The sequence below is a fragment of the Cocleimonas sp. KMM 6892 genome, from assembly GCF_035798195.1.
GTDB classification, from domain to species: domain Bacteria; phylum Pseudomonadota; class Gammaproteobacteria; order Thiotrichales; family Thiotrichaceae; genus Cocleimonas; species Cocleimonas flava.
In genome coordinates, this window is record NZ_JAPFBV010000003.1 from 62,130 (window position 1) to 76,405 (window position 14,276).

15 protein-coding genes are annotated in these 14,276 nt (G+C 41.0%); 9 read left to right on the top strand and 6 right to left on the bottom strand.

The annotated features are described in order from the left end of the window. Positions 1-198: 198 nt before the first annotated feature. Positions 199-798, bottom strand: a complete 600-nt coding sequence (grpE, locus tag OO007_RS09340) for a nucleotide exchange factor GrpE (RefSeq protein WP_325808590.1) — start codon at positions 796-798, stop codon at positions 199-201. 149 nt (positions 799-947) lie between these two features. Then, positions 948-1,991 (bottom strand): heat-inducible transcriptional repressor HrcA, encoded by a 1,044-nt coding sequence (gene hrcA, locus OO007_RS09345; RefSeq protein ID WP_131907359.1) that lies wholly within the window; start codon positions 1,989-1,991, stop codon positions 948-950. A gap of 200 nt (positions 1,992-2,191) precedes the next feature. Here hrcA and OO007_RS09350 point away from each other — a divergent pair, with 200 nt between their 5' ends. Further along, complete coding sequence (locus tag OO007_RS09350) at positions 2,192-3,400, top strand: glycosyltransferase (protein ID WP_325808591.1); 1,209 nt, start codon at positions 2,192-2,194, stop codon at positions 3,398-3,400. A gap of 21 nt (positions 3,401-3,421) precedes the next feature. Further along, positions 3,422-4,615 (top strand): glucosamine inositolphosphorylceramide transferase family protein, encoded by a 1,194-nt coding sequence (locus OO007_RS09355; RefSeq protein ID WP_325808592.1) that lies wholly within the window; start codon positions 3,422-3,424, stop codon positions 4,613-4,615. Positions 4,616-4,687: 72 nt separating this feature from the next. Here the strand turns inward: OO007_RS09355 and OO007_RS09360 are convergent, their stop codons facing one another. Then, positions 4,688-5,608 (bottom strand): DMT family transporter, encoded by a 921-nt coding sequence (locus OO007_RS09360; RefSeq protein WP_325808593.1) that lies wholly within the window; start codon positions 5,606-5,608, stop codon positions 4,688-4,690. A 122-nt stretch (positions 5,609-5,730) separates the two neighbouring features. On the opposite strand from OO007_RS09360, the gene OO007_RS09365 reads away from it, so the two are divergent. Continuing rightward, the gene (locus tag OO007_RS09365) at positions 5,731-6,606 is read left to right on the top strand and encodes an NAD(+) kinase (protein ID WP_325808594.1); all 876 of its coding nucleotides are present in this window, start codon (positions 5,731-5,733) and stop codon (positions 6,604-6,606) included. 68 nt (positions 6,607-6,674) lie between these two features. Here the strand turns inward: OO007_RS09365 and OO007_RS09370 are convergent, their stop codons facing one another. The 3 genes from OO007_RS09370 to OO007_RS09380 form a co-directional block, all read right to left on the bottom strand. Next, positions 6,675-7,217: a redoxin family protein gene (locus OO007_RS09370; RefSeq protein ID WP_325808595.1), complete on the bottom strand. Its 543-nt coding sequence runs from the start codon at positions 7,215-7,217 to the stop codon at positions 6,675-6,677. A 161-nt stretch (positions 7,218-7,378) separates the two neighbouring features. Then, the gene (locus OO007_RS09375) at positions 7,379-7,687 is read right to left on the bottom strand and encodes a DUF1244 domain-containing protein (RefSeq protein WP_131907365.1); all 309 of its coding nucleotides are present in this window, start codon (positions 7,685-7,687) and stop codon (positions 7,379-7,381) included. 106 nt (positions 7,688-7,793) lie between these two features. Continuing rightward, on the bottom strand, positions 7,794-8,645 hold the full coding sequence (locus tag OO007_RS09380) for a MipA/OmpV family protein (protein ID WP_325808596.1): 852 nt from the start codon (positions 8,643-8,645) through the stop codon (positions 7,794-7,796). Between the two features lie 196 nt (positions 8,646-8,841). Here OO007_RS09380 and OO007_RS09385 point away from each other — a divergent pair, with 196 nt between their 5' ends. The 6 genes from OO007_RS09385 to OO007_RS09410 all read left to right on the top strand — a co-directional run bounded on the left by OO007_RS09385 (position 8,842) and on the right by OO007_RS09410 (position 14,276). Continuing rightward, positions 8,842-10,044 (top strand): beta-ketoacyl-ACP synthase, encoded by a 1,203-nt coding sequence (locus tag OO007_RS09385; RefSeq protein ID WP_325808597.1) that lies wholly within the window; start codon positions 8,842-8,844, stop codon positions 10,042-10,044. Beyond that, positions 10,044-10,871: a beta-ketoacyl synthase chain length factor gene (locus OO007_RS09390; RefSeq protein WP_325808598.1), complete on the top strand. Its 828-nt coding sequence runs from the start codon at positions 10,044-10,046 to the stop codon at positions 10,869-10,871. The genes OO007_RS09385 and OO007_RS09390 overlap by 1 nt, the downstream gene beginning before the upstream one ends. 1 nt (position 10,872) lies before the next feature. Continuing rightward, the gene (locus tag OO007_RS09395; protein WP_325808599.1) at positions 10,873-12,450 is read left to right on the top strand and encodes an NAD(P)/FAD-dependent oxidoreductase; all 1,578 of its coding nucleotides are present in this window, start codon (positions 10,873-10,875) and stop codon (positions 12,448-12,450) included. A 70-nt stretch (positions 12,451-12,520) separates the two neighbouring features. Next, positions 12,521-13,087, top strand: coding sequence for a septation protein IspZ (locus OO007_RS09400; protein ID WP_325808600.1), 567 nt, complete (start codon positions 12,521-12,523; stop codon positions 13,085-13,087). Continuing rightward, on the top strand, positions 13,084-13,536 hold the full coding sequence (locus OO007_RS09405) for an ApeI family dehydratase (RefSeq protein ID WP_325808601.1): 453 nt from the start codon (positions 13,084-13,086) through the stop codon (positions 13,534-13,536). The genes OO007_RS09400 and OO007_RS09405 overlap by 4 nt, the downstream gene beginning before the upstream one ends. Positions 13,537-13,544: 8 nt before the next feature. Further along, positions 13,545-14,276, top strand: a complete 732-nt coding sequence (locus tag OO007_RS09410) for a glycosyltransferase family 2 protein (protein WP_325808602.1) — start codon at positions 13,545-13,547, stop codon at positions 14,274-14,276.

Here is a 14,276-nt window from a genome sequence, read left to right on the forward strand (position 1 = left end):
TACTGTCAATAACTTTGGATTGTTTTAAGCTCAATCTAGAGTTACGTTAATATCAAAAAATGTTGTAATAAATGTGTGGTTATTTGTTTATTTATCAAGGTTAAAATCAATAAAAAATCCACATTTATTTAATTTCTTTATTTGTTACCCGGTCAGAGGCGCTATTTGTGCTACTGAAAAAGGTAGTTATAAAATTATTTAGTTTTTAGCAACCATTACCATTGCTGGGCGAACCAGACGACCGTTTAAGGTATAGCCTTTTTGCATCACCGCGCTCACATGATCATTCTCATATTCTTCGCTCGGCTGCATTGCCATCGCCTGGTGTAAATCAGGGTTGAACTTTTCTCCCAAAGGATCAATTGCAACAACGTTAAACTTTTCCATGGCTGCTTTTAAGACGTTCATGGTCAAACCAATACCTTCGCGAATCTGCTCAACTTCACCTTCTACGGCGTATCCCATTTCCAGACTATCTGCCACAGGGAGTATTTCTTCGACAAACTTCTTTACGGCGTACTTGTGCGCATCTTCAACCTGCTTTTCAGAACGTTTGCGTAAATTATCCATCTCGGCTTGAATTCGCAGTGCCTTGTCCCAGTTTTCATTGGCTTTGGCTTCTGCTTCTTCCAGCTTCTGTTGTAAAGATTCTATGGTGACTTCTTCAGCGCCATTTGGCATCTCGGCAGATGCTTCTTCCGGCTGATTGTTAACGTCGTTATTTACGCTGTTATCAACATTGTTCTCAACGTTATTTTCCATATTATCTGGATTACTATTATTTTCAGATTCGCTCATGAGCTATCGACCTAATATTTGTTTATGTTTAATAAATTTTAATAAAGCTTTAATACACTTCTTTATTTCACTTAATGTGCGGTAAAAAGTGGGGATTCTAAGTAATAATTCAAGAAAATTTTATTGTTTTTTGCCTTTCTCGAATATTTTTATTTATTCAGAGCCGCGGAAAGAAGCTTAGCGGTGATATCAACGACTGGAATCACACGATCATAATGCATGCGTTTAGGGCCTATAACTCCCAGAACACCAATATGAGTATCATCAATTTGATAAGGTGCGGTAACTACGCTGCAATCGCCAAAAACTTCATGACCGGATTCTCGACCAATGAATATCTGAACGCCATCCGCTGTCATACAGCGATCCAGTAAATTCAGAATATCTCTTTTCTCGTTGAAGGCATTAAATAACTGACGCAACTTAGTCACATCTGATAAATCATCGTAATCCATCAGATTCGTTTGGCCAGCAACAACGTAATCATCTTCCACATTATCTGCCATACCTGAAACAGCCTGCTCACCAAGATCAATCGCAGAAAGCATCATCGCGTTCATATCGGCTCGTACTTGTTTCATTTCATTTAACAGAGCAACACGCGCCTGAGCCAAATCTTTGCCCACTAAAATCTCATTTAGATAATTACTGCTTTGCTGTAATTCAGAACTGGTTATTTCGCGGTCCATCGTGATCATGCGATTTTCGATATCGTTATTCGACATCACCAATACCACTAGCACCTGAGAATCAGAGAGTTTCAGGAATTCTATTTTACGAATCGCACGCGCTTCCATTTGTGGCGCCATTACAATACCGGTCAACTGGGTTAATCCAGACAACATGGTTGATGCTGACTGAATTAAATTGGCTGAAGATCGATTATCCAATTGAATTTGCAGCGTCTGACATTCCTGTTCCGCCAAAGGAGTGACATTCAACAAAGAATCAACAAACAAACGATAACCCTGAGAGGTTGGCACACGACCTGCAGAAGTGTGAGGCGCATGAATGTAACCCGCATCTTCAAGCGACGCCATGACATTACGAATAGTAGCCGGACTCAAATCCAGACCGCTACGTTTAGCAAGTAAGGTAGAGCCTATAGGCTGACCATCTGAAATATAGCCTTCTATTAAGACTTTTAGCAGATGTTTGGCTCTTTCGTTTAAATCACAGGTATCTTTTGACATAGCCCTAATAATGATGATTTTTTATGAGTTTTCAAGACCAAATGAACCGTTTTATTTAGTCACCCCCCTACTTATACGGCTTTTTTTATTAATCCAACCAAACAGCTGGATAAAAATTGTACACTTGAATCTGAGTTCCAGTCCTTTCATCTTATTCAATATTGATAAATAAAACCCTTATGAGAAAATCAAAAAACTAAATGAATGATAACAATAAGGCAAAAAACAAGGTAACCAAAGTGATTAAAGTAGCTCATATATCTACAGGTCTAGAAACGGGTGGCGCAGAAGTTCAGCTGCTACGTTTATTGACTGATATCGATAAAAGCAAGTTTGAAATGATCGTCATTTCCTTACATAACGAAACCTATCTTGCAGATAGAATTCGTGAACTTGGTTTGCCTGTTCATTCATTACAGCTCAAAAAGAACCCATTAAATGTACGCAAGGCGTATTCAATCCTAAAAGAATTCAATCCGGACGTGATTCATGGAACCATGTATGAAGGCGGCGTTGTTGGCACACTATTCAACAAGTTTTTGCCGAAAAAACCACCGGTTATCTGGACTGTTCATGAGCCTTTAGAGCATTACGACAAAGAGCCAATTCGCAAACGTTTACAGTTGCGTACCTGGGGGCTAATTTCAAAATTACCTGCGTGCATGATGTATGTTTCAAACCTGAATAAAGATCAACATGTTGCCTGGGGTTTTAATAACGAAAAATCAATTGTTATTCCGAATGGCGTCGACACCAGCAAATGTTTTCCTAACCGCCCTGCCGGACTTAAAGTTCGTCATAGCCTTATGATTCCTGATAATGCATTCGTTATCGGTAAAATTGCACGTTTCCATCGCCAGAAAAATCATATTGGCTTTATGCATTCTGCAGCCTTGCTGGCAAAAACTCAGCCACACGTTCATTTTATGCTGGTAGGCACCAATGTTGATGAAAACAACGAAGAATTAGTCAACTTACGAAAAGAGCTTGGGCTTGAAGGCAAAGTACACATGCTAGGAAATCGCGAAGATATTCCTGATGTGGTGAATGCATTTGACCTTGCTACGCTTACCTCTTTCGGCGAAGCCTTCCCACTTACATTAGGTGAAGCGATGGTATCTGGCATACCGTGCGTAGCGACTGCAGTGGGCGACAATGATTATATTATTGGTGATACCGGCCTGATTACTCCTATCGGAGATGATGAAGCAATGGCTGAAGCGTGGCAAAAAATGGTAAAAATCAAAAGAGACACACCTGACACTTATGCACAAATGGGACAGGCAGCCAGACAGAGAACCTTAGACAATTTCACTCTGGAACAACAAGTGAAACAGCACGAAGATCTTTATCGTAATTTATATAACAACAATAATGCTTCAGAATCTGATCTGATTGCTGAGTCTTAATTGGCCATTACTCCCTTTTAGATGCTTGCAAATTACACGCTTACGGTTACAGGTTGTAACTCACTACTCGAAGGTATCCACAAAGCATCGGTAAGCGATGGCTGTGTCGAATTAGTATTCACCAAAGATGGCGAAACGATTCTTAAAGCGAGTTTAGCGGCAGACAGAAGATCACTAAGTCGTTCACTACAAATGACGCACGAGAAAATAGAGCGCATTTGTTCAAGACTTGGCATCAATGAATCTGACCTCGAATACGACCGCAGCCCCTTATCCAAAGCTGATAAGTTGATTTATAAGCTGCTATTTTTGAAGAAAATGCTATTCGAAACGTTTATCCCAACGCAATGGGTGATCGTTTACAAGCAAGCTCATGAAACCAAATGGCACAAGATCATTCCTGATTCGGCGCTGTTTCAAGCCGATCCTTTTGTGGTTTTCAAAGACAATAAATACTACGTTTTTTATGAAGAACTAAAATTTGAGGATTATCGTGGCTACCTTTGCGCGGCCGAGCTCGATATTGAAAACAACCGTTTGATCAATGACAAGGTCATTCTCGACTTTGATTATCATTTGTCTTTTCCTAATGTATTGTTGGAAAACGGCACGTACTACATGATCCCGGAAAGTGAAGAGAACAATAGCGTCGATTTATTTGAGTGCACTTCATTCCCCTATGAATGGAAAAAGAAAAAAACCTTAATCGATAAGGTTGGAGCAGTAGATACCACGCCTTTAAAAATTAATGACGACTGGTATTTATTTACCTCAGAAGGACAGACTACAGCTGACTACAACGATGAATTATCCATTTATAAATCGGCAGATTTATTAAACAGTCCTTTTCAAAAGCTCTATGACGAACCTGTTATTACGGATGTAACAAAAGCCCGAATGGCTGGGAATTTCATCCAGAAAAATGGTGAGTTGATTCGAGTTTCTCAAGATTGCGCTAAACGATACGGACATCAACTCCAACTCAACAAAGTCATCCAGATTGAAAATGGGTACATTGAAGAACCGCTAGAAACAATAACTCCGACTCAAGGCGCTATAGGCATCCACACTTATAATCAAGATCATGATCTGATTATTGCCGACATGGAAATAGCGCGTTTTGACATCTATTCTTTAAAGCGTTTCGTTGGTGGCAACCTTAGGCGTATTTTTGAAATCATTATAGATACCGTTATACGAAACAAAGGCTCATAAAAATTGCTAAAATACCCCTGCTTTTCGTTGGAAAGTTTGTCAATAGAATGACTATTTACTGCACTTCCCGCCTCAATCAGCAATATTTTCTCTAATTTTTAGTTTCGCCTTAGTTCCGGACAACGGTATCTGGGCAAGAATAATGCCCACGAAGATTAAGCCAAAGCCCATTACCATGCGCATAGTTAGCTCTTCATCCAATAGCCAAACCCCACCTATAACGGCAAACACAGCCTCTAACGACAAAATTAAAGCAGCATGATGCGAAGGTACAGATCGTTGTGCAAATACCTGAAGCGTATAGGCAACCGCCACGGATGCTACGCCGCCATAAAGTAATTCTAACCACCCACCTTTTACACCTTCAAGCACATCAGACCAAACTGTCGTATCAAAGAAAAAGACTGCAACCAGTGACAACAAACCGCAGGTATAAAACTGCACAATGGATAAACGTAGCGGATCGTAATATTTCACGGCTTTTTCAATAAGAATAATGTGTACCGCCCAAAAAATGGCAGAGGCTAATACCCAGTAATCACCGACATTAATCGAGTTAAACTCGCCCCCTTTAATCGATAACAAATACAATCCTGCAATCGCTAAAATGGCGGCAGGCCATATCTGAAGGGCAAGCTTATGCCCTGAAAAAGATAGAAAAATAGGCACTAACAGAATATAAATAGCCGTTAAAAAGCCACCCTTACCCGCCGTTGTTTCAACAATGCCAACTTGTTGCATCAGGGCACCAAAGGTCAGAACTACGCCCATGGCTATTCCCATGATATAACCACGTCGATCCAGACGAGCACCACCAAACCATCTAAGCAAAAACACCAAACAGGTAGCACCTAGAACAAATCGAATTGCACTAAACATATACGGGCTGAGATGATCCATCCCGGTTTTTTGTGCAACAAAGGCAAAGCCCCATAAAGCTGCGGTAATTATCATCAAAAAATTACCGGTAAGGGCTGATCGATTCTGTGTCATTACTCTCTTATTCTCTCTTCTTTTGCGCTTTTACGTTAATATAGGCCAACTTCTACTGAAGCCCGCATATTTACGCGACATTTTTAATGTATCGTAGTTTAGTGATTTAAAAAGAGACCTGCATGAAAAACTTCTCAACGATTGGTATTTTTTCCAAAGACAGTGATGACCGCGTAAAAGCGACGCTTACAACCCTTCATGATTTTCTGATTAAAGAAAAGTTTACGGTTGTCGCGGAAAAAAATGCGGCCCAATACCTAGACATTGATGCTATTGATACTGAAAAATTTTGCAGCTGCATTGATCTCGCTATTGTGGTTGGCGGTGATGGCACATTACTGAAAGCAGGACGATTACTTGCGGATAAAAATGTACCTGTTATTGGCATTAATCTGGGGCGATTAGGTTTTCTGGTCGATATTTCCCCCAATGAAATCACCAAACAATTAAGCCAGATGCTGAAAGGCGATTACACCTTAGAAACACGTTCTTTGCTGTATGCAGAAGCCTTTAGAGGCGATAAAAGTCTGGGTGGCAGCATTGCCTTCAATGATGTTGTACTTCATGTGAGAAATGACATCCGCATGATTGAATTCACAACGCATATCGATGATAAATTTGTGAATACCCAACGCGCTGATGGAATCGTGGTAGCGACGCCAACAGGCTCGACCGCATACTCATTATCAAGTGGTGGCCCAATCCTTCACCCGAGTTTAAATGCCGTCGTGCTAGTCCCGATATGTCCGCACACACTGAGTAATCGCCCCATTGTGATAAGCAATGACAGCCTGATAAATATCAGCATGGAGGAAAGCCGAGATGTTGATGCGCGCGTATCTTTTGATGGCCAATCCAATATCGAATTAAAAGCTGGTGATAATGTGGTGATTCGTCACAAATCTCATCAACTTCAATTGATGCACCCTAAAAATTATGATTATTATCATATCCTTAGAACAAAATTAGGCTGGAGTGTTAGACCAGACAAATACTAGTTAGAAAATAAAGCCACCCCCCTACTTTGAGGCGTTTTTTTTAGCGGCTCATACTAATTCTATCTATCTTATTTTTCGGCTAGAAGCTTCTCTATAGCCGCTTCAATCTGATTCGCTTGTGCAGTATTTTTATGCGTTTCGCCAATATAATTGGCACGCACTCGGCCTTTTTTATCAACGATATAATAGGCTGGCCAGTAACGGTTATTCATCGCACGCCAGTAGCCCATATCATTATCAACCATTACTGGATTGGTAATTTTAAACTGTTTTATTTTTGCTTTAATATTGGCGTGAATTTTTTCATGGTCAAACTCTGGCGAGTGAATACCGATGATTTGAAAGCCTTTGCTTTTATATTTGTTTTCTACCCCGTGCAGCCAGGGAAAAGAACGATAGCAATTCCAGCAATCGAATGTCCAGAAATCGACCAGAGTAACCTTACCTAGCAGATCCTTTTTTGTGAGTGGTTTCGAATTCAACCACTCTTGCGCCGATTTTTGTGTAAATTCAGGCAGTGCATAAGCATCTTTAGCCTGAACAGGGAGAGCAAAAAACAATACAAATACTGCAAATAAAAAACGATTTCTTAGGTCTTTAAAAAGTTGCATCTGTAAAACTCCCACGTATTTTATGATTCAGTGTATTTAGATTTCGGTTCAGAACAAGGCACTTTTCGCACGGAGAATGTGAGCATATATTAATATGTGATCATTCGAGTACGAAAGTAACGCTGTGCTGGGGCAAAAAATGAATACACTGAACTATTAAATCATTCGGTGGTGTCTTTACCCCACTCAATACTATTAAACGCGGCCATCTGCTCTTCAGATGCTTTTTCCTGAAATTTATCTTTAAATTCGTCATACGGCATGCCGTAAACCACTTCACGCGCCTGATCATAATCGATATCTTCACCGCGTTCTTTTGCTTCGCCCATATACCATTTAGATAGGCAGTTACGGCAAAAACCCGCCATATTCATCAAATCAATATTCTGTACATCGGTACGTTTTTGAAAATGCTCCAGGGTTTTGCGCCAGGCTGCTGCTTCGATTTCTAATTGCGTTTGTTTATCCACGAAAAAGTCTCTCTTATTAAATAGTAATGAAGATTAATAGCATAAGTTAAAAACACACTTCAACCTATGATATTGAAAAAAGCCCCTATAAGTAGGGGGGTGCCTTTTACTTTCTATGAACCCGTTGTTTCGATTTAAAGAAGTAATGGCTATATAGAAATCCGACAACCAGGTTCTCATTCGTTTCAACCATTGGCGAATCATCAAACGTTGCTCCGTCAATATTCTCATAACGTAAAAAACCAAGGAGTAAACGTTTACGGTTATTAGACTTAAGCGTCAATTGTAAACGCGACCCTGAATAACCGCTGTCGGTTGAATAAGCGGCTCTGTTTGGCGTCGCATCAGCCGCACCCACGCCGTAATAAATATCATGATAATCAGAATTACCAAATTGCGGCCCTAAAGACACGCCTGCAACCCATGAATTGTCGGCAAATGCCAAGTCGCGATGATAGGTCAAATGCGGGGAGAAATTGAAACCACGACTATCGATCCCATTTTCTCCAATTTCAACAATCGCTCGAAGGGGTAAATTCAAGTGCAATCGACTGTTATCAGTTTCGCCTAATAACACTTCAAAAGACGGGCCGAACTCGACAATATTTCCGATATCATCCATACCTTTGCGCAAATCAACATCATCGCTCTCAATCTGAGCATTGAAATCCATACTGATATCTAATTTTGCGCGTTTATTTTTAAATAGTTGCGCACGTACGCCATCGTCATCTGACTTTAATATATCACCACGATAAACAGGCACGGGGATTGGCAGCAAAATAACACGCGATTGTTTAGTACCCGTGTAGTACGACTGATGCACTGCACCCAAGCCTAAACCTAACTCCCAAAGTGGCAATCCTTCTTCGTCTTTATCCGTCTCTGCGCTAGCTGTAGCGCCAACCACGAGAATCATCGTGAGTGTAAACATCTGAAATATTGTGAAAAACTTCATAGTTTGCCTATAACCAATACAAAAAGGATTAGCATGGAAGTAATTCCCATTTATTGCAATAAAAATAGGCTGATATTTCAAGAAGTTCTGACAAACCAATAAAATATGAAAAAGTTAGTTAATGTATAAGCTAATTTGATAGAATCCATTCCTCTATAACCCCCTAATCTATTAGATTTTATTGACTGCTTAATACATGAATATACGCAATATACGCATTGTCGACTACGAATCCACAACCGCTGGCGCTGATAACATAGAGCAACTTCGCATTGCTATTAAAAACCAAACCAGTGGACTGCGTAAAAATGACTTCCCTTTTTCTGATTTAGACACATGGATTGGGCGGGTAAGCGCTATTGATGATATTGATTTGGGCGAATGGCAAAGTCGCAACAATGCGATGGCAGCATATGGCTTGCAACAAGGAACAATTTTAGCGCAGCTTGAAAAGCTGAAAGCGCGTTTTGGTCCTAGTCGACTCGGCATTATTATGGGATCCAGCACGTCAAGTATCGACCGCACTGAGACGGCTTATCGTCATCTGGATGAAAATGGCGCGCTGACACCAGAGTATCAACAAGCAACCGTACACAACCCACATGGACCGGGGTTATTTGTCGCTCATCAAACAGGCGTGACGGGCCCTGCCATTACCATCAATACCGCATGTTCCTCATCTGCAAAAGTTTTTGCCACAGGCGCAAGATGGCTCCAAAGCCATGTGGTTGATGCTGTTTTAGTGGGTGGCGTTGATACCTTGTGCTATAGCGTTTTGCACGGTTTTGATTCCCTGCAATTACTCTCTCAAAATCCTTGTAAGCCGTTTGATAATGACAGAGACGGCATTAATCTGGGCGAAGCATCTGGTTATGCCATTTTAATGCGCGCAGAAGATTGTGAAACAGATACAGGCATCGAGTTAGCCGGTTACGGTGAAAGCTCGGATGCTCATCACATGTCTCACCCTCATCCCGAAGGATTGGGCGCTAAACAAGCGATAGAAAGTGCGTTGAGAATGGCAAATCTCCCTGCCGAAGCGATTGATTACATCAATCTACACGGCACATCGAGTCAGGCAAATGACTCTATCGAAGGAAAGTTAATAGGCTCTATGTTTCCATCATCGACACAATGTTCTTCTACAAAAGGCTGGATGGCACATACATTAGGTGCTGCGGGCATCACTGAAGCATTAATCGCTATAGATGCTGCGAGAACTGATTTAATCCCTGGCTCTTTGAATTTAAGCAATCTGGATAGCGAGCTGGATTTTTCTATTACGGCTGAAAATATCGAGCGCTCATTGGCTCATGTAATGTCCAACTCATTTGGTTTTGGTGGCAATAATTGCTGTCTGGTTTTCAGCAAGACTGATAACAATAAGGGTAGCGCTTGATGAGTGATAATATTTTACGATGCTCCATCAAAGCCGTTGGCGGCTGGGGACAGAATTATACAAACTGGCAAGAACTTTCTGAACTACTGACCACTGGCGCTACCGCTGAAAATACAGCAAGCAGTCCTAAGCCAGAAATTATCCCTGCCAACGAAAGACGGCGCGCACCTCTGCCTGTAAAGCTTGCAGTTGAATCCTCATGGCAGGCGACACAATCGGCGGATTTAGACCCGAAAGATTTGGCATGCGTTTTTGTTTCTGGTTTAGGCGACACCCAACTCACAGACTATATGTGCAAAGTGCTGGCTACCGAAAATATGCAATTATCGCCGACCAAATTTCATAATTCGGTACACAACGCCGCCGCAGGATACTGGACGATTAGTACGGGTTGTATGAAAGCAGCAAACTCTGTAGCAGGTTTTAATGAATCTGTATCGTTAGCAATACTCGAAGCGGTTACCCAGTGCGTTCAAGAACAGGCTCCTGTGCAGATTACATTTTATGACGCCCCCTCTTCTGAAATTCTCAAACCGCTATTAAAAAATGATCAGTCGTTCTCCGCCTCACTCATTATTGAGCCTGTTTTAGAATCAAATCAAACCGATTCAAACCTACTGGAAATGCAAGTAGTGTCACAAGCAACAGAATGGCCAGAACTCGATTTGGAAACTCACCTTGATACGAGCTACAAACAGAATCCATCCGCTAGAATTCTGGCAGTATTAAACATGCTGACAAAAGACTCTACAGATACTGTTTTACTTCCACTCAGCGCTGAAACATCGCTTCAGTTAACCTTACATAATCCTAAGTTAGTTAATTAATATGTCCAATACGCAAAACCATGATGTCGTAATAGCAGGAGGCGGACTTGCAGGTCTTACGCTTTCCATGCAACTCAAACAACAATCCCCTGATTTAGATGTTGCCGTGTTAGAGCAGAGAACATTTCCTGTTCCCGAGACGATTGCTAAAGTGGGCGAATCTACGGTAGAAATTGGCTCTCATTACTTTAGTGAAGTATTGGGACTAAAAGACCATTTTGAGAAAGATCATCTACGTAAGTATGGGCTGCGTTGTTTTTTCGGCGAGCAGCAATCAGACTTTTCAGATCAAGATGAGTTAGGCATAAGTGATCTATTCGGCATTCCTACCTACCAGATAGACCGAGGCGTGTTAGAAAACAAACTCCACAGGGAAGCAAGCAAGCTAGGTGTAAATATCATAGATGGGATTTCAACCAGTAATATCAGACTTGATAAACACCACCAACAAATCGACATTGCGAATAACGGCGACATCAAAACGCTTAATTCCAAGTGGTTTGTGGATGCTGCCGGACGTCAGATGCTGGTTAAAAAAGAACTCAATCTGGCTAAAGAGAATGACCACAAAGCCAATGCAGTCTGGTTTCGCATTGATCGACAAGTCACATTAGATGACTGGACGTCAAACAGTGACTGGCAAAACCGCCTTGTTGAATCAGGCAAACGTTGGTTAAGTACTAATCATTTGATGGGACCCGGCTACTGGGTTTGGGTAATCCCGCTAGGTACTGGCACAACCAGTATCGGCATCGTTATGGATGATCAGGTTTTTGAAGAAAGTGACTTTAACGATTACGATGATGCATTCGCCTGGCTAGCAAAAAACCAACCACATTGTGCCAATGCAATTGAAGGTGCCGAGGTTTTAGATTACGTCGCTATAAGAGATTACTCTTATGACTGTAAAAAGTACTTCTCAGAAGATGGCTGGGGTTTGACTGGTGAAGCAGGTGTATTTGCTGACCCTTTCTATTCACCAGGTAGTGATGCAATCGCTATGAGCAACACGTTTATTAGCAGCTTGATAAGCACTCAAAAAGAAAAGAACAATATCAGCCTCGAAAGTGTTGTTTTCAACAGCCTGCAAAATAATTATTACGAAAATACACTTTCTTTATACACCCAGCAGTATGGTGGTTTTGGCGACCGCAGAATGATGGGCACCAAGCTACTTTGGGATTATTCCTATTACTGGGGCATATTGAGTTTATTGTTTTTCAAAAATACCTTTGTTGATATCGATACGATTCGCGAGCTAAACCCTCTTCTAGCAAAAGCTAAAATGCTCCATCAGCAAGTTCAGGAGAAATTAAGAGAAAGAGCCAGCAAACGCATTATTCAACCTGCACAAGGCATTTTCCTTGATCAGTACCTGATTCCTTGTTTACGCCATTTCAATGACGTCTTAAAAGACTATGAAACTGTGGATATTAGAGAGGCTGTAGCGACCAATACAGAGATGCTCGAGCGCATTGCGAAATACTCACTTGAGTTCTTGTCTGACAACCCTAGCCAATCTATCAGCGATGATGAAAGAGAACTGCTGGGTGATTATCGACACAGTGTTTTAGCGTAAAGTGCTTACTAAGCTATTAAACTAAGCCCTTAAACTAAGCTATTAAATACGCCATCAAAGACCAGACGCTGTGAATTCAAAAAAAATACTATATGCCCTGATAGCCATTGTGACTGTGGCCTATCCCTTTATCGTCTATTTCAGTCTCGATAGGTTTGGGCCTTCTCTGCTTTCTTTAGCGCTTTTTATTATTTTACTGGCACGAGTCATTCTAAGAGGCGAATTCCAAAGACCGGAACAATATGCCCAACTGATTTTAGTAGGTGGATTGTGTGTAATTGCAGCATGGTTTAACAGCGAAGAATTACTTCGTTATTATCCCGTTATGATGAATCTTGCTTTTGCAGGATTTTTTGCGTTGTCACTCACCACCGAAACATCCCTGGTTGAACGCTTTGCCCAGATGTTTATGAAAGAAATTCCCGATGAAGGTCGACAATATATGCGAAACCTTTCGATGGTCTGGGCCGTTATTCTTGTCGTTAACGCAGCAATAGCGTTCTACACCGCATGCTGTCTTTCACTTCAAGCCTGGACTTTCTATAATGGCTTTTTAGCGTATATTTTCCTCGGTGGTTTTATGGCACTTGAATATGGTTACCGTCAAATTCACATCAAAAGACACGAAGAAAAATGACTGCAATGAATCTAGCAATAACAGCAGAAGAGTTAAATCAGCAATATCCTGAGAAGGATAAATGGCCAACATTCTCTGCGTGTAAAACACCCAGCATTTTACCTACAGATAACTCTTACGATGTCATTTGTGATATTCCTGCGAGCTTATCCTGTTTCAAAGGACACTTTCCTGATCAGGCGGTATTACCGGGCGTGGTTCAAATAAACTGGGCGAATGATCTTGCAAAACGAATATTCAAATACGAAGAATTCAGAGGTGTGAATTATTTAAAATTTAACACCATGATTTTGCCTGAAACCAAGGTAATCTTATCGCTCACCTTAAACCCTGAAAAACACACCGTGAAATTTCGATACACCTCGATCGCAGAAGACGATTCAATGACGAAAGAAAAAAATGAAGTCCTTTTTTCATCTGGCATATTCGTATTTTCAGAGGCAAAATAATTAATATCATGTCTTATTGTCTTGCCGTTCCTCATTATAATCACTTCCAGTCTTTTGAAGCATTCTTGCCTAAGCTCGAATCATTAGGTCTAGCATGCATTGTTGTTGATGATGGCAGTGATGAAGAGCAACGCAGAAAGCTTGAGGAATTGCTCAGTAGCTATCCTGAAATAACACTACTCAAGCACGGATATAATCGAGGCAAAGGCGCAGCGATCTTAACGGCGGCCCATACTGCAAGGCAGGCTGGACATACTCACATCATTCAAATTGATGCCGATGGCCAGCACAATATCGAGGATGTTCAAAAACTCATATCACATAGTGAAACCAACCCACACAAAATAGTTTCCGGTGCGCCCTATTTCGATGAGACCGCCCCCAAAGCAAGAGTATACGGCAGAAAGGTAACGAGCTTCTGGGTTGCGCTGGAAACACTGTCGTTTGATATTAAAGATAGCTTGTGCGGTTTTAGAGTCTACCCGCTTAAAGAGTTTGAAATTGTTTTTGATAATTACAATGTCGGCAAACGTATGACATTTGATACGGATATTTTAGTCAAATCACATTGGGAAGGCATCAAAACCGACTTTATCGACACAAAAGTCATTTACATCGAAAACAATGTGTCTCATTTTCATTATATGAGAGATAATTTACTCTTAATCAAACTCCACACCAAGTTAATGCTAGGTATGCTGATTCGCATTCCTAAAATTATACTTCTAAAATTTAGCTAA

Bases quoted from the DNA above. Each gene is read 5' to 3' on its own strand.
- OO007_RS09370 (WP_325808595.1), bottom strand. From the start codon at position 7,217: ATGCAACTTTTTAAAGACCTAAGAAATCGTTTTTTATTTGCAGTATTT.
- OO007_RS09385 (WP_325808597.1), top strand. From the start codon at position 8,842: ATGAATATACGCAATATACGCATTGTCGACTACGAATCCACAACCGCT.
- OO007_RS09350 (WP_325808591.1), top strand. From the start codon at position 2,192: ATGAATGATAACAATAAGGCAAAAAACAAGGTAACCAAAGTGATTAAA.
- OO007_RS09405 (WP_325808601.1), top strand. From the start codon at position 13,084: ATGACTGCAATGAATCTAGCAATAACAGCAGAAGAGTTAAATCAGCAA.
- OO007_RS09390 (WP_325808598.1), top strand. From the start codon at position 10,044: ATGAGTGATAATATTTTACGATGCTCCATCAAAGCCGTTGGCGGCTGG.
- OO007_RS09380 (WP_325808596.1), bottom strand. From the start codon at position 8,645: ATGAAGTTTTTCACAATATTTCAGATGTTTACACTCACGATGATTCTC.
- hrcA (WP_131907359.1), bottom strand. From the start codon at position 1,991: ATGTCAAAAGATACCTGTGATTTAAACGAAAGAGCCAAACATCTGCTA.
- OO007_RS09365 (WP_325808594.1), top strand. From the start codon at position 5,731: ATGAAAAACTTCTCAACGATTGGTATTTTTTCCAAAGACAGTGATGAC.
- OO007_RS09360 (WP_325808593.1), bottom strand. From the start codon at position 5,608: ATGACACAGAATCGATCAGCCCTTACCGGTAATTTTTTGATGATAATT.
- OO007_RS09355 (WP_325808592.1), top strand. From the start codon at position 3,422: ATGCTTGCAAATTACACGCTTACGGTTACAGGTTGTAACTCACTACTC.
- OO007_RS09395 (WP_325808599.1), top strand. From the start codon at position 10,873: ATGTCCAATACGCAAAACCATGATGTCGTAATAGCAGGAGGCGGACTT.
- grpE (WP_325808590.1), bottom strand. From the start codon at position 798: ATGAGCGAATCTGAAAATAATAGTAATCCAGATAATATGGAAAATAAC.
- OO007_RS09410 (WP_325808602.1), top strand. From the start codon at position 13,545: ATGTCTTATTGTCTTGCCGTTCCTCATTATAATCACTTCCAGTCTTTT.